Source organism: Bacillus cereus group sp. MG16, from assembly GCF_040459875.1.
Taxonomy (GTDB): Bacteria; Bacillota; Bacilli; order Bacillales; family Bacillaceae_G; genus Bacillus_A; species Bacillus_A paranthracis.
On record NZ_JARVHE010000001.1, the window covers coordinates 3,115,414 to 3,137,660 of the forward strand.

The window sequence follows — 22,247 nt, forward strand, 5'->3', positions numbered from 1 at the left end:
CTTTTTACAGCGTTTTCAAATCTTGTCCTATGTTTGAATTATATCATGAAAAAAAGCTGGAGTAATACCAGCTTTTTTCTTCAATATTAGTTCGTAACTTTAAACAAACGAATACTTTCTTCATATGCAACTTGGAGTTTCTTTGTGATCGGTCCTCTCTCCCCGTTCCCGAACTGCTCGTCACCAATTTGAACGACTGGGAATATTTCAAGTGGCGTCGCTGTGAAGAAGCATTCATCGGCCTCATACACTTCTTGAAGTGGAAATTCTCTTTCTTCTACTTCAATATGTAACTCTTTCGCTAATGTAATAACGTAGTGACGTGTAATGCCGTGTAGAATGAAATTGTCAGCCGGATGTGTAATCAATTTATTATTTTTCACCATAAAGAAATTTGAATGACACCCTTCCGTTACAATTCCATCTCGTACTAATATCGCTTCTTGATAGCCTTGTTCGTTTATTTTATTTTTAATCATAATATTAGGTAGCAGGTTTAAGGATTTTATATGACAGAACTTCCAGCGTATATCCTCTTCTACAGTAACTTTTATTCCTCGTTCCATAGAAGCAATTGGTCGTGGAAAAGAAACAATGTTTGCAAAATATGTTGGTTGCATATTTGACTCATATACATGATTACGTGCTTGAGCCCCTCTTGATATTTGCAAATATACATTCCCATCTTCTTGAAATTTATTTTTTTCAATCATTTGATATAACTCTTCCACTAACTCTTCCTTAGTAAACGGTGGAATTAATTTTATTTCTTCCATAGAATGAAAGAATCGTTCTAAATGTAAATCTAATAAATGTGGCTTCCCATCATATAGTCTGAATACCTCGTATATACCATCACCAAATTGAAAGCCTCTCTCCTCTAATGGAATCATTGGCTGTTCTTCCTTCGTATTTACAATTCTTCCGTTAAATAAAATCCAATCTTTATGAGTAGCTTTCATTTATTCCCACTCCTTTATTACATGATTGTTTTAATTGTACAACTTATGTACGATTAAAAGAAGGAATTTTCTGTATTTTAACAAAATAAAAAGTGCATCACCTATTTACAGTGATGCACTTTTTATTTACTTCAGAAAATATTTTTCAATATCATCTAACATAAGATTTGCAGCTACAATACCACCTGCTGTATTCCAAATCACTTCATCTACTTGGAATACTTTATTATCTTTAGAAGCCTGCAGTTGTTTAAATAGTGGATCTTCTGTCCATTCTTTTGCTAATGTATTTCCTTCATTATTCTTATCCGCGTCTTTATCAGATGTGAAATAGAATAAATAATCCCCGTCCATATTTGGAATTTGCTCTTTTGTAATTCCTTTAATTGCAAATTCATCTTTATCTTGTAATGGTGGTCTTTTAAATCCAATATCATTTAATACAACACCTGAGAATGAATTTTTTTGATAAATACGAACGTCACCAGGGACGAAACGAATAATAGAAACTTTAGAGTTAACTTTATCACCTAATTTTTCTTTTATTCCTGCAATACGCTTTTTATAATCATTAAGAGCATTTTGCCCTTCTTTTTCTTTATTTACAGCTTTCGTATAAAGTGTAAAGTTTTCTTTCCAATCACCGCGTAATGTTTCAGCATATACTGTTGGCGCGATTTCTTTTAATTGCTCGTATATTTTTTCGTGACGCATTTTATTTCCGATAATTAAATCCGGCTGAAGCTTCATTACTGCTTCTAAATTAATGTCACGCTCAGTTCCTACTACTTTCGTATTTTTTAACTCTTTCGCTAAATGAGGATACCATTCATCACCAGCTCGTGGTTTCGTCGTTCCAACCGGCGTTACTCCAACAGATAAAAGTGCCTCAGCGCCCTCATTTGTTAAAACCACAACTCTTTTTGGCGTACCATTTACTGTCGTTTCTCCCATTGCATGCTTTATACTATAAGAATCTTTTGCCTTTACTGATGTATCTTTATCTGTCTTCTCTTCTTCTTTACCGCACCCTGCGATTACGACCATTAGTAACATAACGCAAAGTATAAGAATATTTTTAGTGCGTGTCATAAGCCCTCCTAGATGAAATTGATTATCATTTACACTTAAAGGTTAATGTATATCTCATACATTGTCAATAGATATATCAGAAAACTTTTTCAATATATATAATTACACCCTCATTTTTATTCAAAATATTTTTGTGCCTATTTGCTACTCACATTTTTTTAATCGTAACATATGAAAAATAAATGGACATAAGAAAGTAATTGTAATTCCAGTCACTGCATAACGTAAATAATACATATCAAGTATTACTTTTTTTAGTATAAACTGCATTATTAGCATGATACTTAGGCCCAATACTGTTTTTACCACTTGCATTTTAAAATCATTACTTTCATTCATATTAATAAAATGATTCTCTAACATGATACCAATCGTAGAACCTGTCAAAACTCCTAGTAATTTAAGATTATCTACTTGGCTTGTCATAACATACATAATGAGTGAAACAGCCAATATAATTCGTTGTAACAATATAAATTTCCTATCACTTAATCCCATTGTTACCTTCGTATATAAATAAACAACTATGACACTAAATAAAACGGCACCTATTATATCACTGAGCCAATGTACACGTAAATATAGACGAGAAATAGCAACTAATATAATAAAAACAATACCAATGATCCAAATGATTCTCTTTTTACATAAAATCATGAATGAACCCCAAAACGTTGTTGCTAACTGCACGTGTGTACTTGGGAAAGAATAACTTGCAGCTGATTTTTCATATAAAGATTGAATTCCGTCGTATGTATACGGTCGCGGAATTTTCATAAATTCTTTTATCACTATCCCTATATATCCAGAGAAACTAAGCATAACAATCATATGAAATGCTTTTCTTTTAGAAACGCACCAATACGAAATTGAAATAACAATTAAATATAATGTTTCATTTGCAATAATAGATACAAGTTTAAAAAATGCTGTAAGTACACTTCCCTCCAGACTGATCATCCATTCAAGAAATAACATATCAATATTAAACATACAAACACGATACCTCCCTAAAATTTAATTCTGCTATTTTTCAGCACTTCATATAAAGTGAAACTTTAATCAGTGGGGGTTTTCTTCATCCCCCACTGATTATTAGCCCTCACCAATCGGACTTTAATGGGCAGCCCGATCCCCATCTAACTTCTTTGCTTTCGCTGAATTTTGAGGTGGGGTTCTTACTGCCCATTAAAGTGGGATAAACTAGTTGATTAACATTTCAAATTTATACACCTACTTACTTTACATGTTAAGAACATATAGTACCACATACTAATAATAGATAACATGTTAAATCATCCAATCATTTTTATAGATTTCCAATGATTTTTGGGCTTTATATACAAAATCACTCTAATTACAAATAAAAAAACCGCCCTTAAGTAAGGCGGTTTCTATCATTTTGCTTTAACCAATTTAATATAAATATATACGATTGATAGTGAATATAACGTATGCAAAATAAAAGAAATAAAAGGGCTATTCCAGTGGTACTATACAGCAAACCGAACTTTAAAAAAATATTTAAAAGCGGTGGAAAGTTCGTTATGCTTTGTAATGTAAGTAGCATACAAAACAAAAGGAAAAACACTGGAGCATATTGTAATTCATACGGCTTTCTCTTCTTATTTATTCTTTTTCGAATAAACATATGGCTTAGCTCCGCTACTAAAAAACACCCTCCAATTAATACAAGACCAGAAGTCATCGTCATACATCCACCTGCCTTATATTTATCCCGCATAACTACTCATCGCTATATTTTCTTCACATATATTCCGTCTTCCACATTAAATCCAAAGCTCTCTATGAAAGATTTCGCTTGTTCTGTTAATTCCGTTTGTAATACCTTTATCTCTTTCACATTTCTTTCTTTCATCATCATTTCAAATGTAAAATACGTATTTGTCCCATAACCATAACTTTGATAGTCAAAGTGAATAATTAACTGAGATAAAATCGCAGTCTCCTCTTGTACATTATAGTCTATTACACCAATATATGTATCATCAACCTTCACACAATACTGTACTTGATTCTCAGTTAAACTATGTGAGCGAAACATTTCTTTCACAACGTTTTCATTTTCTACAGTTACTTTTTCAAACGTAATCATATGTTGTCCATCCTTTTACTATTATTGTATCAATAATACGTCCTATTTATGAAAAAAACCTTAAGACCGTATGCGATCTTAAGGTTTTTCTAATTAAACTAAGCTATACGCACGTTTCGTTTCTTCGTGGAACTTATTCGTATCGTATTTATGCTCAACATAAATTTGATGCCATACCATAAACGCAAGTACAGTCCAAATTTTACGGCTATAATCGCCTTTATCTGCACAATGTGCTTCCAGTAAGTTTAATACATACTGTTTGTCGATTAAATGCTCTGTCTTACTCTCGTTTATAATATTGATAGCCCAATCATGCATTTCGTCTTTTAACCAGTGACGAATTGGTACTGGGAATCCAAGTTTTTTACGATCTAATACGTGATCTGGAACGATTCCGCGTGCTGCTTCACGTAAAATAGCTTTCGTAGTTCCGTTAGCAATCTTAAATTCAGTTGGAATTTTAGATGCAACATCGAATACTTCTTTATCTAAGAACGGTACACGAAGTTCTAATGAGTTTGCCATTGTCATTTTATCAGCTTTTAATAAAATGTCACCGCGTAACCATGTGAACATGTCAATGTACTGCATTTTGCTTACATCATCATAATCTTTAATTTCGTTATACAATGGTTTCGTGATATCCATATAGTTAACACTTTCATTGTAATACTTCATTAATTCAGCTTTCTCTTCTTCACGGAAGATTTTCGCGTTTCCATAGTAACGCTCTTCAATTGGCGTACATCCACGCTCTAGGAAGCTCTTTCCTTTAAAGCCTTCTTTAAGAGCACCACTTAGTGCTTTTAGAACGCTCTTACCTGGGCTAGGAATGTAAGAGAACATTTTCAGTGAGTTTGGCTCACGATAAATGTTATAACCACCAAATAGCTCGTCTGCACCTTCGCCTGAAAGAACAACTGTTACATGCTTACGTGCTTCTTTTGCAACGAAGTACAACGGTACAGCTGCTGGATCTGCTAAAGGATCATCCATATGCCAAATGATTTTTGGGAACTCATCCATAAACTCTTTCGCTGAAATGAATACGTTATGGTTTTTAACACCTAATTTCTCAGCAGTTTCTTTCGCAACATCAACTTCACTGAAACCACGTTGCTCAAAACCAACAGAGAATGTTAAAAGATTTGGATTCATTTCTCTTGCGATAGAAGCGATGATAGATGAATCGATACCACCAGATAAGAATGAACCTACTGGTACATCACTGCGCATATGCACTTTTACTGAATCATATAACACATCACGAATTGCTTGGATATGCTCCTCTTTCGTTGCACTTGAAGCATTGAAATAAGGTTTCCAGTAGCGATGGATTTCCATCTCTTTACCGATTTCTTTTACGAAATAATGACCAGGTTCGATTTTATTAACATCAATTGTTAATGTTTCTGGCTCTGGACCATATTGGTACGTAAAGTAATGTTGTAATGACGTTGGGTTAACGCCTTTATCTTCCATCACATGCATAATACTTTTCTTCTCAGATGCGAAGAATGTAGTATCACCTTGTTGTGCGATGTATAAAGGTTTAATACCGAAGTGGTCACGTGCACCGAAAAGTTTCTTTTCTTCACGATCCCAAATCATAAATGCAAACATACCACGAAGGTAGTCTACACATTTTTCTTTCATATGTGCATACAATGCAATGATAACTTCTGTATCAGATTGCGTTGCAAACGTTGCACCTTTTTCAAGTAACATTTCACGTAATTCTACATAGTTGTAAATTTCACCATTAAAAATAATTACATATCGATCATTTTCATAAGTTAGCGGCTGATGTCCTGCCTCTAAGTCAATGATACTTAAACGGCGGAAGCCAAATTGTACATGCTCATCACGAAAATATCCTTCGTCATCTGGACCACGGTGGAAAATCATCGTGTTCATATTTTCAAATTGATGTTTTTCTGTTTCTGAAAACTCTCTAGGGTTTTCACATAAACATCCTACAAAACCACACATACTTCTTACCCTCTTTCAGTTTTCATTCTGTCTCTATACTACTATATCAACCCTATTTATACTAGCATAATCAACTGAATATGGCGACTAAAAACTATAAAAAAATCACTCCATTTCACATTTTTAACAATTTTTTATGAAAACATGAAAATTAGGCAATCACCTTTCTCCGCTTTTGTCATATGATATTGCAAATTGATTTCTAGGAGGGAATACCATGAGTGAAGAAAAAAAAGAATCTTCTCGCCCACCGGTTCGCAATTATTTAAAGCAAATTGATGATTTCTTCGAGCAAACACCACTTCGCAATGTAATTGCTGATTTAAATCATTTTTTCCAAAAAGGAAATCGTTTATTAACATTCCCTGTAGATTTATATGAAGTTGACGAAGAACTCGTTGTTACAGCTGAACTACCAGGTATACAAAAAGAACAAATTCAAATTGAAATACAAAATGAATACTTAAAAGTCTCTGTAAAAGAAGAGATACTGGAAGAAGAAGAGCAAACATCCCATAACTATTATCGCCGAGAACGTTCTATTTCAGAAGCATCCAGATTAATTAAATTACCGTACTCCATTAATAAAAAAGCAGCAAAAGCTTCGTATCAAAATGGCGTGTTAGAAATTCGGGCTCCAAAACTTCCACAGCAACATGACATTTTATCCATAGATTAATGTAAAAAAGAAGGGTGCTTTAATCTGCACCCTTCTTTTTATTCTGCTAATCGCTTCATATCACGTATAATGTCCTCATACGGCGTATTACTAATGCCACTGTACTTTTTCATTACTTTTCCGTTTTGATCAATTAAATAAAATGACGTACCATGTATCACTTGACCATTTTCAGGTTTATCTACAAGTGATTGGAAATTATCTTTTGAAAACTTTGTAATATCTTCTAACGAATAACCTGTTAACAGGTTCCAGTTACTTGTATCTTCTGTAAACTTTTGAATGAAAGCTTTCAAGTTTTCTGGCTTATCAAGGTCAGGATCTACGCTAAATGATACAAACTGAACATCTAATTTCTCTTCCTTTGCCATTTTCTGTAATTTCGCCATATTAGCAGTCATTGGCGGACAAACTGTTTGACAGTTTGTGAACATAAAATCTGCAACCCAAACTTTCCCTTTTAAATCTTTTGTACCAAATGGCTTTCCATCTTGATTTGTAAATTGGAAAGTTTCTAAATCCCAATTCAATGGTTTACGAAGCTTTGAACCTGATCCACTACATCCAGCAAGTACAAAGAGACAAAATACAACCATAAGACCAATTACTTTTTGATAACGCTTCATTTATAAACCTCTTTTCTCTATCCTAAATTTAAATAGGTTATGTTTATCATAACAAAAGTTAACACTACGAGAAAATTGTTTACTACATTTGTTCACGAAATCGTACGAATTTACGTATGTTACTTCTTTATTTCAAGCGAATTACTAGACAAAATAATTTTTTTACTATTATTTCTCTAAATAATCGTCGCAAAACTAATTTTATTGTTATTTTTGTAAATGCACCTTCCTGTTTTTTTACAATTATTTAAACATTCATCCATGTTATACACTGTATTCCTTAACAACATTTCGGTACAATACAATTACAACGATTTTAAATGAGGTGATGTTCATGGCAAAGCGCTATGAAAATATGGATAATGTGAGTACAAAAAAATCAATTCGCTCTTTTATACGCTGGCGTAAAGAACGAAAGCAAAACAAAAAAGATTTTTCTTTCTTAGTAGAACAATCACCCGTTAAACAAAGTGCATTTTTGCAAAGTAATATTGAAGAAACGACTGTCACATGGATTGGGCATTCTACTTTTCTTATCCAAACGAATGGACTTAATATATTAACGGATCCAGTATGGGCCAATAAATTGAAGCTAGTCTCAAGACTTACTGAACCTGGTCTTTCTATACAAGAACTACCTAAAATTGATATTGTCCTCATTTCACATGGTCATTATGATCATTTAGATTTTTCAACACTTCGCCAACTTAATGATGACGTATTATACTTAGTACCCATTGGGCTAAAAAAATTATTTACTCGTAAAAAATTCAACAATGTAGAAGAGTATAAATGGTGGGAAAGTACGACTATTGATGATGTTTCCTTTCACTTCGTACCTGCTCAGCACTGGACGAGAAGATCATTATTTGATATGAACACATCTCACTGGGGCGGATGGATTATTAAAAATGACAATGTGGAGGAAACCATTTATTTTTGTGGAGACAGTGGCTATTTCCAAGGTTTCAAAGAAATTGGCAAACGCTTTTCAATTGATATTGCCCTTATGCCAATTGGAGCTTATGAACCAGAATGGTTTATGAAAATATCTCACGTTTCACCTGAAGAAGCAGTGCAAGCTTATTTAGATTTAAATGCTACACACTTTATACCAATGCATTACGGAGCTTTTGAACTCGCTGATGAAACACCTCGCGAGGCAATAACAAGGCTTCGAAATAATTGGAATTTACGTATGTTACCGTGGGAACAACTGCATGTACTCTTTTTAGGTCAAACTTTCATTTATAATAGCGAAACACATTATAAGAAAGTGAATGAAAAAATTGAAACATTACATGTATAACGTAACTACTGATTTTCTATATTCAACATATAATATAGAAAATCATAAAGGGTGTTTTTTATGAATGAATATTTACAGACTCGCTATATCATTAGCGGGAGTGCCTGTATAGCCCTTCTTATTTCTTACTTTCTATTCACATAAAAAAGCTACTTGAAATAAATTTCAAGTAGCTTTTTTATTATTCTGCTAAATACATAAATCCGATTGCACCCGGACCTGTATGAGTACTAATAATAGGCGTTGTAAAGAAAATTTCTGATTTAGCAAATCCACTTACTTTTTCAACAGCCGCTTTTACATTTTCAGCTAAAGGAATCGCTTTCGCATGCGGAATTGCCACAGCTTTTACAACTTTTCCAGCTGTATCTTCCTCAAATAACTTAGCTAACGTTTTTACAATTTGACCTTGGCTACGCACTTTCGTTACAGGGTTATAAACACCCTCTTCAAGGCTAGCAATTGGCTTTATATTAAGTAGCGAACCGATAAACGCTTTTCCTTTACCGATACGCCCACCCTTTACTAAGTTTTCTAATGTATCTACTACTACATATAATCGAGTATTCTTCCTTACTTCATCTACACGTTTTAAAATTTCTTCTAGTGAGCGTCCTTCATTTGCCATTTTCGCAGCTTCAACTACTTGATATGCTAAAGCATGTGTAATAAATTGCGAATCAACAACTGTTACTTTTGTGTCGGTCATTGATGCAGCACTATTTGCAGTTGCCACAGTACCACTCATTCCACTTGTCATATGAATGGAAAGTACTTCACTTCCATCTTCCCCTAACTTGTCATACATTTCTACAAATGTACCCATTGCTGGTTGTGATGTTTTTGGTAGTTCCTCTGATTTAATCATTTCTTCAATAAATTCATCTGGTTGTAGATCAACGCGATCTAAATATGTTTGTCCATTTACAGAGATTGATAATGGTAGAACATGGATGTCATACTTCTCAATTACCTCTTGTGATAAATCTGCCGTTGAATCTGTTACAATTTTAATTTTTTGCATATTATATTCTTCCCTTTCCAATACGCTCTCCTTGTTATTATACTAGTATTCCCATTGCTTTCAACAATTTGAAACGAAATTTCATTAAATTAATTATATTTTTATATCTAAAATGAAAAAGACAGAGCTCTTAACCCTGTCCCCACTCTATATCATGCATTTTTTTCAAGAGTATTTGTTTTATATACATTTAAATAATCATTCCACTTCAAACAATTTTGTAAATATTCACGGAAAGAATACGAAAATCTTGGGTGCTTTTGTTTTTGAATTTTTGCAATAAATAATTGAAGACGAGACTGTATTAGAAACGATAATGGATGCTGCGCTTGTAGGACAGGGATTTCAAATATTTTAATACACTCCCCTGTTGAATGAGTGAAATAAAAACTTTTCGTAATCACAATATCAATCCTCTTTTTCATTGGATTTTTGAACTTCTTCTACTTTACGCTGTAACACGTTGTTTAAAGTGGCGACTCCCATGAATACAAAGTATCCTTAGACAATCTCTGTAGTCCTTATGGTTAGAAGATTTATACTCTATTCATCTTCACCTAATCCATCCCCCACCCTAAATTCCTAATAAGATAAGGACTCGTTATCCGTATATTGCTTAATATATTCAGTATAAACTTATAAAAGCGCAAAGTTTGTCTAAATTTTGGAGATTCTATAATTTTTTTCTTCTCTATATTGTATACGTTTATAACTAGAGTATAACAAATAAATAAAAAAAGTGCCTTTATAACGAGGCACTTTTCGACTGAATTTCTTCTTCTCTTTTCTTTTTTCGCTTACTAACAATCTTTGATAAAGCGATACTAATTTCATAAATACAAATAAGCGGTACCGCAACTAAACTATGTGATAAAAAATCTGGCGGTGATATACACGATGCAATGATAATCAATGCTACGTAAGCATACCTTCTTATTTTTATTAGAAATTCCGCCGTCAATAGTCCAATACTCGTTAAAAACATTACTACTACTGGCAATTCAAAAATTACAGCAAATGGAACTGTTAAATTAAGAACAAAATGAAAATACTTTTCTGTCGTAAACATCGTATTAAACATTTCATTACCTATCGTAGTTAAAAAATGAAATAAAAACGGCATTACAACGAAATATCCAAAGCATAAACCTGCAATAAATAATATAGACAATACCGGTATATACATTAACGTCATCTTTTGTTCATTTGGATGTAAACCCGGTTTTACAAATAACCAAATTTGTATAGCAGCAAAAGGAATTGTACAAACGATAGCAAATACTGTAGCAATCGAGAAAAAAATCCACAATACATCACTTGGACCGAGAACAGTTAATTTCATTGGTAAGTCTTTTACAAGCCAAAAATAAATATCCTTCGTAAAAGTAAACCCAACAATTAAAAATAGTACAAAGGATAACACGGTATATATTACTCGTTTGCGAAGCTCAACTATATGTTCTACTACACTCATTTCCCGATCTTCCATCTCGTTCACCACACTTTATTTATCCATTTCGAAGAAAATTCATTACATTTTTTCTTTCTTTTCCTTCTCTTGAAATGCATCATCAGTCAATTCTTTCGTTGATTTTTTAAATTCTTTTAACGTTTCCCCTAAAGCCTTTCCGATTTCCGGCAATTTTTTCGGCCCAAATAAAATAAGTACAGCTACTAAAATTAAAATTAATCCTGGAAAGCCAATATTTGAAAACATTTCTCCATCCCCTTTATTAGTAGATTCCTTGTCCTACTATTACATAATTTTATTTTGTCAAAAAAGTTTGAAAACGTCAACAAATCCATTGGTTTTTGTCAAAAAAATTCAAAAATATAATCAATTATACAAATTTCATTTTCTATTGCCCTTGTGTATGATATGGTAAGGGAAATGACATATTATTTTATCCCGCTTTAACGGGCAGTAAGAACCATCACCTTAAAATTCAGTGCAAGCAAAGAAGTTACGTGGGGGGGTGGGCTGCCCGTAAAAGCCCGATTGATTCAACTAATAATCAGTGGGGGGATGCCCCTCCACTGATTAAAGTTTCACTTTATAATAGTAGAAAGGATTACCATTATGACTGAAAAAATGACACGAATGACACAATTTGTGAAAGAAGAAATTGCAAATGCAATTACACATGGTATCGGTGCCATTTTAAGCATCCCTGCCTTAATCATATTGATTATTCATGCCTCTAAACATGGTACCGCATCTGCTGTTGTTGCATTTACGGTTTACGGTGTAAGCATGTTCTTACTGTACTTGTTTTCGACATTGTTACATAGCATTCACCATCCAAAAGTAGAAAAATTATTTACTATACTAGATCACTCAGCCATTTATTTATTAATCGCTGGCACATATACTCCTTTTTTACTTATTACGCTTCGTGGACCATTAGGTTGGACGTTACTCGCAATTATATGGACACTAGCAATCGGGGGTATCATCTTCAAAATTTTCTTTGTACGTCGCTTTATTAAGGCATCAACGCTATGTTATATCATAATGGGATGGCTCATAATCGTTGCTATTAAACCACTTTATGAAAATCTAACTGGACATGGTTTTTCACTACTTTTAGCAGGTGGAATTTTATATTCTGTAGGAGCTATATTCTTCCTTTGGGAAAAGTTACCTTTCAACCATGCCATTTGGCATCTTTTCGTATTAGGTGGTAGTGCGATGATGTTCTTCTGCGTACTCTTTTACGTCTTACCTACAGCATAATAAAAAAGGTTTCAGCTTAATGTAAGCTGAAACCTTTTTTATTACTTATGTAATTGTGATGCGATAACATCCTGTGTATACTTCGTTAACTCTTTAATATCCATAGTCGCATACTCTTCAGGTGTAATCAGCTTAGAAATTGTTACTGTTGCACTAGCTCGCTTCATACGATTTCCATTTGCTTCAAACATTTTATATGTCCCATCTAATGTTACAGGTAAGATTGCTACACCAGATTTTACAGCAAGATGAAAACTACCAGCCTTAAACTCTCCAACTTCCCCACCCTTACTTCTCGTTCCTTCAGGGAAAATTACGATAGAATGTCCATTCTTCAATAGTTCAATCCCATCTTTAATCGCTTGAAGTGACTGGCGGCGATCGCTACGATCCATAAATACACAATTCATAAGTTCCATCCAAGTTGGTACAACTGGAAACTTTTTAATCTCTGCCTTTGAAACGAAGCCAATTGGTTTATTTAAATAACCTAGTAAAACAGGGATATCCATATTACTCTGGTGATTACTTACAACTAGTACCGGCTTGTCTTTCGGAACATTTTCAAGTCCTTTAACTTCTACTGTTCCTCCAGCTACACGTACCATTTTCTTACCAAACCAATTTGTCGTTTTGTACACAGCATTATCTTTTTCTTGTGGCGACATCGTATTTACTTGTCTTTTAAGACGCCACATTCTCGGTGTAATCGCAATTACGATTAAAATTAAATAAAAGATTTTAAAAAACGTTTGAATCATACAGAACCCCCACCTATTATCATTCCGACCTTCATTATACTAGACAAACGAAGGAAAAAGAAGAAAAAATGTCCAAACAACAAGTGTTTGGACATTTTTAAGTATGATATATTAGAAACGTTTTGCTAATTCACGAGCATTAGCAATTGCTGCTTCTTTAATTTCTTGTGCTTTTTCAGGGTTTGCATTCATACCTTCAACTGCAATATATTCAGTATCATTTACACCGACAAATCCTAATACAGTTTTTAAGTGATTGCGTCCGAAGTCTACAGCTGCGTATGCTCCTTCAGAATATACGCCACCTGTTGCTTGAATGTGAAGTGCTTTTTTACCTTCTAACAAGCCAACTGGACCATTTTCAGTATATTTGAATGTTTTACCTGCGATTGCTACGTTGTCTAAGTATGCTTTTACTACTGGTGGGTAGCTAAAGTTCCACATTGGAGTTACAAATACATAACGATCTGCATTCATAAATGTTTCTAAGTTTGTGTTCATTGCTGCAACTTTTTGTTGTTGAGCTTCAGTTAAAGCTTCAAATCCTTCACCTGCTGCAAATTTACCCCAAGCAGCGAATACATCTGCATCGATTGCTGGTACTGTAGTATTGAATAAATCAATTGTTACAACTTCATCTTGTGGATGTTCGTTTTTATAAGCTTCGATGAATGCTTCCCCTACTGCCATTCCGAAAGAACCTTCTGCTGAATTTGGATTTGCTGTAATAAATAGTACTTTTGTCATTGTATTCTCTCCCTTTTCTACACTTTATCTTTAATTTGAGATTTATAACTTGAAAGTAAATAACTTACCTTATGTAAGTATAATATAAAAAGTTTCATTCGATGTCAATAAAAAATAGCTACTTTTTTTTCGTAAGTTAATGATTTATTTTGTTTCTTTAAAATTCGGTATACAGATTTTTAAAATTCCTTCATACAAAAAAGCTATCTCTACAAATTATAGAGATAGCCTTCTATTACATATTATTTTTGAAAAACACGTTTCACTTTTTCAGCTGGAATATTACTTCCGCCTCTACCTTTTACATCTTCAATCATCATTGTAATGACCATATCTGGTGAATTTAAATCAAATGCAGCAAACCAGCCTAGTTCTTTTCCTTCGGCCTCTTTTGATACTTTTAATTCCGCAGTACCTGTTTTTCCAGCAAGCGTCTTACCATCAATTTTAGCAATTTTCCCAGTACCATCTGGATCATTAATTACTTTCATCATAGCAGTCTTTAATATATCCTGATTGCCTTTTGAAATTACATTCTCTTTCCAAACTTTTGGTTGCTTATCTGTTTTAATTATATATGGAGAAGGTATGTTTCCTTCATTAACAATTGGTGCGTACGTTAATGCTAGATGGAGTGGCGTCATTAATACTTGTCCTTGTCCATAACCTGTGTCTGCCATTTGAATATCATTTTTAATACCATCATTTGCGATTTTAGAAGCTGGGAATCCATATTCAATTGGTAATTTCTCATCGAATCCGAATTTTTTCGCTTCACTCATAAATTTATCTTTCCCGATTTTCAAAGCTTCTTGTGCGAAATAAATATTATCCGAGTATTTCATCGCCTTATCAAAATCAATCGGATTTGCATCTTTTACACGTGTCACATAATAATTACCCCAAGAAGAATCTTTTGTCCATTTTAATCCTTCAATTTTTAACTCTTCTTTTGGATCAATTGTTTTCGTTTCAAGACCAATTGCAGCTGTAATCGGCTTAAATACTGATCCTGGAACTGATAATTGTGTAAATCGATTCGTCATCGGTTTTTTCGGATCATTATTTACCGCATCACGTTGCGCTTTTGACGCCCCTCTTGTAAGGGTATTTGGATTATAAGCTGGTGTGCTCACAAGTGCAAGTGTTTCTCCAGTCTTTGGATTAATTGCCGCACTTGATCCTACCTCATTTTTCATTTCATTATAAATTTCGCTTTGAACTGCACTGTCAATCGTTAAAGTTACATTTTCTCCATCAACAGCATCTGTTTTTGCTAAATTTTTAATTTCTTTTCCTTGTGCATCTTCTACGAAGACACGACCACCTTTTTTACCGCGTAGCTTTTCTTCCAGTACTTGCTCTAAACCAGCTTTACCTACTGGATCATCTGCTTGATAACCTTTCTTTTGTAGCGTTTTTAAATCTTCAGCATTCACTTTTCCAATATAGCCAGTAAGATGTGCGGCTTCTTCTCCTAATGGATATGAGCGAACATTTACTGGTTTTGTTGCAACACCAGGTAAATCGATGTACGTATTTTGCGTTGCCCCTTCAGGTAATATTCCAATTGGTACAATGTAATTAGGTTTTACCCATTTAGCTGCTAGTTTTTGATCAATTTCTTCTACTGTCATATTTAACAACTTCGCTACCGTTTCTTTCGTTTGCAGAGCTGTATCCCCTAACTGTTCAGGAATGATTCCAATTTCAGAAGCTTTACCATTTACCGCAAGATATTTACCGTTACGGTCATATATTTCTCCACGTTTTGGTTGTGTCGTTTGCATACGCACTTTACTATCTTTTGTCATGCCTTGGAATATGAAATCAGGAGTCCAATCTATTTTCCAAGATTCTTTATCTCCATCTTTTTCTTTCACCATTTTTGCTTCATGGCTAAAAGTGATTTTTCCACCCACTGTATCCATGCTAACTTTAAAAGGAACAGGACCTTTATCTTTTTTATCTTCTTTTACTTCTCCTGTTTCTACTTTTAAATTCTTCACTTCAATACCAGAATAAATTTTTTCATATTTCTCAGTGAACTCTTTCTTTGAAATATCTTTTTTTGCCTTTTCTGATAATTGATCATACATTTCTGCAAATTTTTGTTTATTCCATGCTTTTGCATATGTATCAAATGCTTCTTGTGGTTTTTCTTCTTTACCACATCCGACTAACACGAATGTTAAGCAAAGAAAAAGAATCCCCCATATCTTTCTCAATCGATTCTCCTCCTCTTTCTATCTTAATACTCTTGAAAATTTTAGCATTTTCACATGCTACCATTCATTATAGCACTATCGAATCTCATCTATAAACCTATATCGATGGATACAAATAAAAAGATTGATGTGAATTTTCACATCAATCTTTTTTACTATTGTTGCTTCTCATATACATGATAATAGTACGTATACGGATTTTTTTCATCCGTTAAACCTTTTTCAACAAAAATTTCTTTCCAATTTGTCATATCCATTTCCGGGAAGAATGTATCTCCTTCAAATGCATGATGGATTTTTGTTATATATAACTTGTCTACGTAAGGTAAAAAGAGATCATAAATTTGCGCTCCGCCAAAAATAAAAATCTCTTCTTCATTTTTGCATAGCTCAAACACTTCTTCTACAGAATGTGCTACTTCACAGCCTTCAACATGATACCCTTCATTACGAGTTACAATGATATTACGTCTTCCAGGCAGTGGTCTACCAATCGCTTCATAGTTTTTTCTTCCCATAATAAGCGAATGACCCATCGTTGTTTTCTTTACATATTGTAATTCACTCGGTAAACGCCAAGGTAAATTATTATCTTTACCAATTACTCTATTCTCGTCCATTGCGACCATAAATGAAACTATCATCTTTTCATCTCCTCTACAATTATACTGCAACCGGTGCTTTAATTGCTGGGTGTGGATCATATCCTTCAATCGTTAAATCTTCCATTTCAAAATCAAACACAGATTTCACATCTGGATTTAATGTAAGTTTCGGGAACGGACGTGGTTCACGCGCCAATTGCTTTTCTACTTGCTCGAAATGATTCATATAAATGTGTGCATCTCCAATTGTATGAACAAATTCTCCCACTTCAAGTCCGCATTCATGTGCAATTAAATGTGTTAGTAACGAGTAACTTGCAATGTTAAATGGAATTCCAAGGAATATATCACCACTTCTTTGATATAGCTGACAAGAAAGTTTACCGTCTGCTACATAAAACTGAAATAATGTATGACAAGGTGGTAATGCCATACTTGGTACATCTTCAGGATTCCAAGCAGATACAATTAGGCGACGTGAATCTGGCTTTTTTTTAATCATTTCAATTACATCTTTTAATTGATCAAGCGTCTCACCAGCTGTCGTTTTCCAAGCACGCCACTGCTTACCGTATACGTCTCCTAAATAACCATATTTATTTGAGAAATCATCATCTTCTAAAACGTTCTTTTTAAATAATTCCATTTGCTCATCGTATTGCACTTTAAATTCCTCATCTTGTTGTGAGCGAAGACCGAAATCAGTCATGTCAGGACCCGTATACTCGTCGCTTTCTACCCAGCTCTTAAATGCCCATTCATTCCAAATGTTATTATTATGCTGCAATAAATAACGAATATTTGTATCACCTTTCATAAACCAAAGCAATTCACTTGCTACAAGGCGAAACGGCACTCTCTTTGTCGTTAATAAAGGAAAACCTTTACTTAGATCAAAACGCATTTGATATCCAAATACAGATACAGTGCCTGTCCCTGTACGATCTTCTTTCTTCGTACCATGCTCCATCACATGGCGGCATAAATTTAAGTATTCATATTCAGCATGTTTCATATGTAGAAAAACCTTCTTTCAAATCTCTAGTCTATATGGATTTTATCATAAATTTAATGCTAACAGATTGAACAAACTAAATTTATAAAAAAACATTTCTATACTTAACAAAATTCTACTTCTGTATGTTCTTACAAAATCTAAATTCATATGCGCCTGAACCTAATTTCATTTCAGGCATATCACTTGCCTTCCAATCATCTTCCACTATTCGTAATGTGGCAGATATATTTGTTGGCACATCAACGTTTAATACTGCTTGTCCATGTTCTACACGCCAATCAATTTTAATTTCTCCATATGCTGTTTCACGCTTTATACAAACCCAGTCTAGATTAGAATTAAAATGAGGCTGAATATAAAAATGTTTATATGCTGGTTTTGTTTCATCCACTTCTAATCCAATAATATATCGGTATATCCATTCAACGATAGAGCCATATGCGTAATGATTGTACGAATTCATACTATCATTCCAAAGTGTTCCATCCTCTTTCACACCATCCCAATGTTCCCAAATCGTTGTGGCACCTTGTTTCACTTGGTATAACCATGATGGATAATCTTCATGAAATAGAAGCTTACAAGCAAGGTCATGACGGTTAAACTTGCTTAATATTAAATTTAAATACGGTGTTCCTATAAAACCTGTTGTTAAATGATTTTTATTTGCTTTTAAAAGCTCAATTAATCGATTAAATACTTTCTCCTTCACATTATCTTTCACTAGTTCAAAAAGAAGTACTAATATGTGGGCTGTTTGGGTATTTGAAATTAACCTACCATTCGGTGTAACAAATTCATTTTGAAACGCTTGAACAATATTTCCATGTAGCTCTGCATAAAACTTAGCATCTGTATTTTCACCTAAAATCTCAGCAACCTTTCGTAAAAGCGATGTAGAATACGCGTAATAAGCTGTCGCAATAAAATGCTTGTCTGTTCCGCCTTCATATACATCAGGTTTCGTATCTAATGCGAGCCAATCCCCTAAATGATAGCCTGTATCCCATAAATACTCATTTTCACCTTGTGAACGTATGTAATCTATATACTTCTTCATACTGTCATATTGTTCTTTTAAAATCGATATATCTCCGTAATGTAAATAATGAACCCACGGACATATAATTGCTGCATCGCCCCAACCGCCAGAAGTATGTAAATCAAAATCCGCTCTTTTCCCAAATGCATCTGGAATAACTAACGGCACAGCTCCATTCACATTTTGATCTAATGATAAATCTTGGAGCCATTTTTTAAAGAACAATTGCACATTCATAATTTGAGTAGCTGTCCCAATAAACATTTGTGCATCTCCTGTCCATCCAAGTCGATCATCTCGCTGCGGACAATCTGTTGGCACATCAAAAAAGTTCCCTCTTTGAGACCATTCCACATTTTGATGCAGTTGATTGATTAATGGATTCGACGTTTCAAATTCAGTCGCTTTTTCCATATCTGTATGTAATACAACCCCTTCAAAATCTGCTATTTGAGGGGGCTGGGTTAATCCACTTATTTTCACATACCTAAAGCCTTGATAGGTAAAATGAGGTTCAAACGTTTCCTCTTCCTCTCCTTTTGCTATATACACTATTTTTTGTTTTGCCTTTCGGAGATTCCCAGTATAAAAGCTACCGTCTTTATTTAATATTTCAGCATGATGCAATTCTATCTTTTGTCCAGTATAAACATGACGGACTTTAAACCGAACCCAACCTACCATATTTTGCCCCATATCAATAAGCCATTCATGATTTGGTAGTTTTGAAATAGCGATTGGTTTTATAATTTTCATTTTACGAATTGCTTAATTTTCTTGTGCAACAATTATTTGTTTAGAATGCACAATTACTTCAACATCTTCTAGCTTTTGATCACTTTCTTCTAGCCTAGCGTCATAAACCTCCCCTTCATATATTTCCGAATACAAAATAGGGCTTGGCATTACTTTCCATGTTTCATCTGTTACAATTTTTTCTTTCGTTCCATCTTCATATGTTATATGTATTTGAGCAATTATCGCACGTCTTTTCCCGTAATAATTACGTACATGCTGCATAGTAATCGGCCCTTTATACCAGCCGTTACCTACCAGAGTAGAAATATCATTATACCCAATCTTTAATACATGCGTTATATCATATGTTTGATACAATATCCTTTTATCATAACTTGTCCATCCAGGGGTAAAATAACAATCCCCAATACGCTCTCCATTTATAGAAGCCTCGTATAATCCTAAACTAGTCATATATAAACGTGCTTTTTTAACTAATTTTTTAATAGAAAAACTTTTATGAAAAGACATAACTTGCGTACGCTCTCTTTTCGCAGCAATCCATTTTCCGCTCCAGTTACCTTGCCCTTGTAATCCAGTCTCCCAAAATGCTACTTCTGACCAAGGTGATTCTTCTCCGTAATTATCCCATACCTTTACCCGGTAAAAATAACGCGTTTCTGCTCTGTATGTAAATGAATTGATTGGTATATGTAAACTTTGGTCTGTTTCTACTTTTTGGGAATCAAACATTATCATTTCAAAATCTCTATCCTTCGCAACCTGCAATTGATAAGCAAATTGTTTTACATTTTGGTTACTCGACTCAAGTTGCCAACTCAATGTAACACCTTTCGAATCTATACCTATCGGATTATTTTTATTATCACAGCGCAATTTCTTTATTATTAGCACACTTCTTCACCGTCTTTTCTAAAAATTAATTTAAATTAATTATAATAAAAATAAAATTCTAAATAAATAATAATTTCATTCATCCTTACAAAATTATTAACTTTCCATATTTGAAGAGGTTTTCATTTTCTATTACCGAAAGTATAGTGCGGTAGAACAAAAATTATATTTGGAGGTTAGAAGTATGTCTAAAATTGAAACGCCTGTTATGACGTCTTTACAAACAACGGTTGAAAAAATGATGAAGGATTTAAATGTGCCTGGTGCTGCTGTCGCTGTTATAAAAGACGGTGAAGTCATTATTTCAGAAGGCTTTGGCTATCGTAATCTAGAGACAAAAGACGCTGTTACACCGAGTACTCGATTTGCAATCGGTTCCTCAACGAAAGCTTTTGGCACACTTTCATTAAGCTTGTTAGCACAGCAAAAAAAGTTTAATTGGGATGCTCCTGTCCAGTCTTATATACCTAACTTTTCTTTATCTGAACTACTTGCTAGCTCACAAGTTACAGGACGTGATTTAGCTTCTCATCGTACTGGGGTAAGTCGTCATGACGCTCTTTGGTACAGCTCTTCCTTATCTCGAAAAGATCTCATTGAAAAAATAAAACATTTACCACTTGATGCACCGTTCCGGACATCATTTCTATATAACAACTTAATGTATGCGACAATTAGCTATATTGTAGAAAACATTACGAATCAAACGTGGGAGCAATACGCTACAGAACATATTTTAGAGCCTTTAAATATGAGGCATACAAACTTCTCTGTTATAGATTCACAAACTACAGATGATTATGCTTTACCTTACATCGAAAATGACGGTGAAATAAAAGAAGTTCCATTCCGCAACATCGATACCGTTGGCGCTGCTGGTTGTATTAATTCTACAATTGAAGATATGGCCAATTGGGTCCTTCTTCACTTAAAACAAGGGAAATTTGGAGAGCATGAATTAATCTCCTCTGAATTATTACAACAAATGTATATACCGCACAATTCCATTCCAGATCAACCAGTTTTATCACTTCCTGAATCTCCAGTAAATAGTTATGGGCTTGGTTGGTTTATTAGCGCTTATCGTGGTAATAAGGTGATTCATCACGGCGGTAATATTGATGGATTTTCAGCGCTTGTTTCTTTCATACCAACAGAAAACATCGGCCTTGTCATTTTAACGAATGCTGGAGGCACATTACTGCCTACTTATCTAGCTAATCAAATTTATGACGAACTACTTGAATTAGAATCCATTGATTGGCATAAACGTGCTGTAGAAGATACTGAAAAAATGAAGGAAATGATGAAAGAAGCAACTGAATCCATTCCAGAACAAATTAAAGGGACTACACCTTCTCACAAATTAGAGGATTATACTGGTACTTTCGAACATCCTGCATACGGAACATTACAAGTATACAAGCGTGATGATTCATTATTTGTGCAATTCATGGAAATGGACATTCAATTAACACATCATCATTACGACATCTTCTCTGCAAAAGTTGACTTATTCCAAATGAAAATGAGTTTATTATTCGCTTATGAAATGAGTGTGAGTGGTGAATTTCCATCCCTTCAGTTACATGTGCCAGCTACACTTAGTACTCAGCCACTTGCATTTAAGAAAACAAAATAAATATTTTAATA

General features: G+C 33.9%; 20 protein-coding genes and 1 pseudogene. 4 read left to right on the forward strand and 17 right to left on the reverse strand.

Features of this window, described 5'->3' with window-relative positions; all coding sequences use genetic code 11:
- Positions 1-86 precede the first annotated feature (86 nt).
- The 6 genes from dat to asnB form a co-directional block, all read right to left on the reverse strand.
- Positions 87-962 (reverse strand): D-amino-acid transaminase, encoded by an 876-nt coding sequence (gene dat / locus QCI73_RS16095; protein ID WP_000648366.1) that lies wholly within the window; start codon positions 960-962, stop codon positions 87-89.
- 126 nt (positions 963-1,088) lie between these two features.
- The gene (locus QCI73_RS16100) at positions 1,089-2,054 is read right to left on the reverse strand and encodes an ABC transporter substrate-binding protein (protein WP_353823329.1); all 966 of its coding nucleotides are present in this window, start codon (positions 2,052-2,054) and stop codon (positions 1,089-1,091) included.
- A 144-nt stretch (positions 2,055-2,198) separates the two neighbouring features.
- A complete protein-coding gene (locus tag QCI73_RS16105) occupies positions 2,199-3,047 on the reverse strand; it encodes a phosphatase PAP2 family protein (protein ID WP_353823330.1) in 849 nt (282 codons plus the stop codon).
- A gap of 385 nt (positions 3,048-3,432) precedes the next feature.
- Positions 3,433-3,762 carry a hypothetical protein gene (locus tag QCI73_RS16110; RefSeq protein WP_353824114.1) on the reverse strand — a complete coding sequence of 110 codons (330 nt, stop codon included), beginning with the start codon at positions 3,760-3,762 and terminating at the stop codon, positions 3,433-3,435.
- Positions 3,763-3,810: 48 nt separating this feature from the next.
- Positions 3,811-4,170: a GNAT family N-acetyltransferase gene (locus QCI73_RS16115; protein WP_044790704.1), complete on the reverse strand. Its 360-nt coding sequence runs from the start codon at positions 4,168-4,170 to the stop codon at positions 3,811-3,813.
- A 93-nt stretch (positions 4,171-4,263) separates the two neighbouring features.
- A complete protein-coding gene (asnB, locus tag QCI73_RS16120) occupies positions 4,264-6,165 on the reverse strand; it encodes an asparagine synthase (glutamine-hydrolyzing) (RefSeq protein ID WP_000333816.1) in 1,902 nt (633 codons plus the stop codon).
- A 217-nt stretch (positions 6,166-6,382) separates the two neighbouring features.
- Here asnB and QCI73_RS16125 point away from each other — a divergent pair, with 217 nt between their 5' ends.
- A complete protein-coding gene (locus tag QCI73_RS16125) occupies positions 6,383-6,844 on the forward strand; it encodes an Hsp20/alpha crystallin family protein (protein WP_353823331.1) in 462 nt (153 codons plus the stop codon).
- A 38-nt stretch (positions 6,845-6,882) separates the two neighbouring features.
- Here the strand turns inward: QCI73_RS16125 and QCI73_RS16130 are convergent, their stop codons facing one another.
- Positions 6,883-7,470, reverse strand: a complete 588-nt coding sequence (locus QCI73_RS16130) for an SCO family protein (protein WP_000833353.1) — start codon at positions 7,468-7,470, stop codon at positions 6,883-6,885.
- 334 nt (positions 7,471-7,804) lie between these two features.
- Here QCI73_RS16130 and QCI73_RS16135 point away from each other — a divergent pair, with 334 nt between their 5' ends.
- Positions 7,805-8,779 (forward strand): MBL fold metallo-hydrolase, encoded by a 975-nt coding sequence (locus QCI73_RS16135; RefSeq protein ID WP_353823332.1) that lies wholly within the window; start codon positions 7,805-7,807, stop codon positions 8,777-8,779.
- A gap of 181 nt (positions 8,780-8,960) precedes the next feature.
- On the opposite strand, the gene QCI73_RS16140 is transcribed toward QCI73_RS16135, so the two are convergent.
- The 4 genes from QCI73_RS16140 to QCI73_RS16155 form a co-directional block, all read right to left on the reverse strand.
- Positions 8,961-9,803, reverse strand: a complete 843-nt coding sequence (locus QCI73_RS16140; RefSeq protein ID WP_041184214.1) for a DegV family protein — start codon at positions 9,801-9,803, stop codon at positions 8,961-8,963.
- 152 nt (positions 9,804-9,955) lie between these two features.
- On the reverse strand, positions 9,956-10,207 hold the full coding sequence (locus QCI73_RS16145; RefSeq protein WP_000629015.1) for a DUF2535 family protein: 252 nt from the start codon (positions 10,205-10,207) through the stop codon (positions 9,956-9,958).
- Positions 10,208-10,548: 341 nt separating this feature from the next.
- The gene (gene tatC / locus QCI73_RS16150; protein WP_000390139.1) at positions 10,549-11,292 is read right to left on the reverse strand and encodes a twin-arginine translocase subunit TatC; all 744 of its coding nucleotides are present in this window, start codon (positions 11,290-11,292) and stop codon (positions 10,549-10,551) included.
- Positions 11,293-11,334: 42 nt separating this feature from the next.
- Complete coding sequence (locus tag QCI73_RS16155; protein ID WP_000492443.1) at positions 11,335-11,520, reverse strand: twin-arginine translocase TatA/TatE family subunit; 186 nt, start codon at positions 11,518-11,520, stop codon at positions 11,335-11,337.
- A 363-nt stretch (positions 11,521-11,883) separates the two neighbouring features.
- On the opposite strand from QCI73_RS16155, the gene trhA reads away from it, so the two are divergent.
- Positions 11,884-12,540, forward strand: a complete 657-nt coding sequence (trhA, locus tag QCI73_RS16160) for a PAQR family membrane homeostasis protein TrhA (protein WP_000136894.1) — start codon at positions 11,884-11,886, stop codon at positions 12,538-12,540.
- 41 nt (positions 12,541-12,581) lie between these two features.
- On the opposite strand, the gene QCI73_RS16165 is transcribed toward trhA, so the two are convergent.
- From QCI73_RS16165 to QCI73_RS16190, 6 genes and pseudogenes are all read right to left on the reverse strand, one after another.
- On the reverse strand, positions 12,582-13,301 hold the full coding sequence (locus tag QCI73_RS16165; RefSeq protein ID WP_353823333.1) for a lysophospholipid acyltransferase family protein: 720 nt from the start codon (positions 13,299-13,301) through the stop codon (positions 12,582-12,584).
- Between the two features lie 111 nt (positions 13,302-13,412).
- Positions 13,413-14,048 carry an FMN-dependent NADH-azoreductase gene (locus QCI73_RS16170; protein WP_000170021.1) on the reverse strand — a complete coding sequence of 212 codons (636 nt, stop codon included), beginning with the start codon at positions 14,046-14,048 and terminating at the stop codon, positions 13,413-13,415.
- Positions 14,049-14,290: 242 nt separating this feature from the next.
- Positions 14,291-16,276: a penicillin-binding protein 3 gene (gene pbpC / locus QCI73_RS16175; protein WP_353823334.1), complete on the reverse strand. Its 1,986-nt coding sequence runs from the start codon at positions 16,274-16,276 to the stop codon at positions 14,291-14,293.
- Positions 16,277-16,431: 155 nt separating this feature from the next.
- Positions 16,432-16,920: a dihydrofolate reductase gene (locus QCI73_RS16180; RefSeq protein WP_014893782.1), complete on the reverse strand. Its 489-nt coding sequence runs from the start codon at positions 16,918-16,920 to the stop codon at positions 16,432-16,434.
- A gap of 19 nt (positions 16,921-16,939) precedes the next feature.
- Positions 16,940-17,896, reverse strand: a complete 957-nt coding sequence (locus QCI73_RS16185; RefSeq protein WP_353823335.1) for a thymidylate synthase — start codon at positions 17,894-17,896, stop codon at positions 16,940-16,942.
- A gap of 115 nt (positions 17,897-18,011) precedes the next feature.
- Positions 18,012-20,594: pseudogene (locus QCI73_RS16190) on the reverse strand (family 78 glycoside hydrolase catalytic domain).
- Positions 20,595-20,778: 184 nt separating this feature from the next.
- On the opposite strand from QCI73_RS16190, the gene QCI73_RS16195 reads away from it, so the two are divergent.
- The gene (locus tag QCI73_RS16195) at positions 20,779-22,236 is read left to right on the forward strand and encodes a serine hydrolase (RefSeq protein ID WP_327924593.1); all 1,458 of its coding nucleotides are present in this window, start codon (positions 20,779-20,781) and stop codon (positions 22,234-22,236) included.
- The last annotated feature ends 11 nt before the right edge of the window (positions 22,237-22,247 follow it).

Bases quoted from the DNA above. Each gene is read 5' to 3' on its own strand.
- dat (WP_000648366.1), bottom strand. From the start codon at position 962: ATGAAAGCTACTCATAAAGATTGGATTTTATTTAACGGAAGAATTGTA.
- QCI73_RS16100 (WP_353823329.1), bottom strand. From the start codon at position 2,054: ATGACACGCACTAAAAATATTCTTATACTTTGCGTTATGTTACTAATG.
- QCI73_RS16105 (WP_353823330.1), bottom strand. From the start codon at position 3,047: ATGTTTAATATTGATATGTTATTTCTTGAATGGATGATCAGTCTGGAG.
- QCI73_RS16110 (WP_353824114.1), bottom strand. From the start codon at position 3,762: ATGACTTCTGGTCTTGTATTAATTGGAGGGTGTTTTTTAGTAGCGGAG.
- QCI73_RS16115 (WP_044790704.1), bottom strand. From the start codon at position 4,170: ATGATTACGTTTGAAAAAGTAACTGTAGAAAATGAAAACGTTGTGAAA.
- asnB (WP_000333816.1), bottom strand. From the start codon at position 6,165: ATGTGTGGTTTTGTAGGATGTTTATGTGAAAACCCTAGAGAGTTTTCA.
- QCI73_RS16125 (WP_353823331.1), top strand. From the start codon at position 6,383: ATGAGTGAAGAAAAAAAAGAATCTTCTCGCCCACCGGTTCGCAATTAT.
- QCI73_RS16130 (WP_000833353.1), bottom strand. From the start codon at position 7,470: ATGAAGCGTTATCAAAAAGTAATTGGTCTTATGGTTGTATTTTGTCTC.
- QCI73_RS16135 (WP_353823332.1), top strand. From the start codon at position 7,805: ATGGCAAAGCGCTATGAAAATATGGATAATGTGAGTACAAAAAAATCA.
- QCI73_RS16140 (WP_041184214.1), bottom strand. From the start codon at position 9,803: ATGCAAAAAATTAAAATTGTAACAGATTCAACGGCAGATTTATCACAA.
- tatC (WP_000390139.1), bottom strand. From the start codon at position 11,292: ATGGAAGATCGGGAAATGAGTGTAGTAGAACATATAGTTGAGCTTCGC.
- QCI73_RS16155 (WP_000492443.1), bottom strand. From the start codon at position 11,520: ATGTTTTCAAATATTGGCTTTCCAGGATTAATTTTAATTTTAGTAGCT.
- trhA (WP_000136894.1), top strand. From the start codon at position 11,884: ATGACTGAAAAAATGACACGAATGACACAATTTGTGAAAGAAGAAATT.
- QCI73_RS16165 (WP_353823333.1), bottom strand. From the start codon at position 13,301: ATGATTCAAACGTTTTTTAAAATCTTTTATTTAATTTTAATCGTAATT.
- QCI73_RS16170 (WP_000170021.1), bottom strand. From the start codon at position 14,048: ATGACAAAAGTACTATTTATTACAGCAAATCCAAATTCAGCAGAAGGT.
- QCI73_RS16180 (WP_014893782.1), bottom strand. From the start codon at position 16,920: ATGATAGTTTCATTTATGGTCGCAATGGACGAGAATAGAGTAATTGGT.
- QCI73_RS16185 (WP_353823335.1), bottom strand. From the start codon at position 17,896: ATGAAACATGCTGAATATGAATACTTAAATTTATGCCGCCATGTGATG.
- QCI73_RS16195 (WP_327924593.1), top strand. From the start codon at position 20,779: ATGTCTAAAATTGAAACGCCTGTTATGACGTCTTTACAAACAACGGTT.